Here is a 1080-nt window from a genome sequence, read left to right as displayed (position 1 = left end):
ATTTGGTCGGCTGCTGCGTCCAGGTCACTTCCAGGCCGCTGGTGATGGTGTCCGCGCCATTGCCGGTGCCATAGCTGTTGGCCCAGCCCAGGCCCTGCTGCTCGATCCCGGCACCTTCGGGCTCGGGGCCGACATATTGGTCGGGCACGGCGGCACCGTGCGTCTTGCCGAAGGTGTGGCCGCCCGCGATCAACGCGACGGTTTCCTCGTCATTCATCGCCATCCGCGCGAAGGTCTCGCGAATGTCGTGCGCCGCGAGCACGGGGTCGGGGTTGCCGTCGGGGCCTTCGGGATTGACGTAGATCAGCCCCATCTGCACCGCCGCCAGCGGATCGGCGAGTTCGCGTTCGCCCGAATAGCGGCCGCCGGGCTTGTCGCTGGTCTGCAGCCACTCGCGCTCGGCCCCCCAGTTCACGTCGGTGGCGGGTTCCCACACATCGACGCGGCCACCGGCGAAACCGGCGGTCTTGAAACCCATGGATTCCAAGGCGCAATTGCCGGTCAGGATCAGCAAATCGGCCCAGGACAAAGCCCGCCCGTATTTCTGCTTGATCGGCCACAACAGGATGCGCGCCTTGTCGAGATTGGCATTGTCCGGCCAGCTGTTGAGCGGGGCGAAGCGCTGCTGCCCGCTGCCCGCGCCACCGCGCCCGTCGCCAATGCGGTACGTGCCCGCGCTATGCCACGCCATGCGGATGAACAGCGGCCCATAATGGCCGAAATCGGCCGGCCACCAGTCCTGCGATTCGGTCATCAGTGCGAAGATGTCGGCCTTCACCGCCGCCAGATCGAGGGCCTTGAACGCCTCGGCATAATCGAAATCGGGGTCCATCGGGTCGCCGGCTGGCGGGTTCTGGTGGAGCACGGTCAGGTCAAGCTGGTTCGGCCACCACAGGCGGTTGGTCATTTCGAACAGGACGGCATTGCCATCCACCTTGCCCCCACCCATCGGGCATTTCGTTTCGGCATTCATGGCAGTCTCCAATGCGGCTTCTGGTTGGCTTTCGCAGAGGATGGCATGGCGCGCTTGATCGGAGAAATGGATTAATCCGCGTAGAGTGATCGGGCGGCTAATATAAA

At 64.4% G+C, this 1080-nt stretch carries 1 protein-coding gene; it reads right to left on the bottom strand.

Annotated features, from left to right (window positions below):
• Nucleotides 1-973, bottom strand: a 973-nt coding sequence (locus tag AACY45_RS27050) for a peroxidase family protein (protein WP_445261226.1), incomplete at its 3' end; no start/stop codon positions are given.
• Nucleotides 974-1080 lie beyond the last annotated feature (107 nt).

This window comes from Pseudomonas sp. RA_35y_Pfl2_P32, from assembly GCF_963970735.1.
GTDB lineage: Bacteria > Pseudomonadota > Gammaproteobacteria > Pseudomonadales > Pseudomonadaceae > Aquipseudomonas.
The sequence above is the reverse complement of the archived record's forward strand: the minus strand, read 5'-3'. Positions and strand labels throughout refer to the sequence as shown.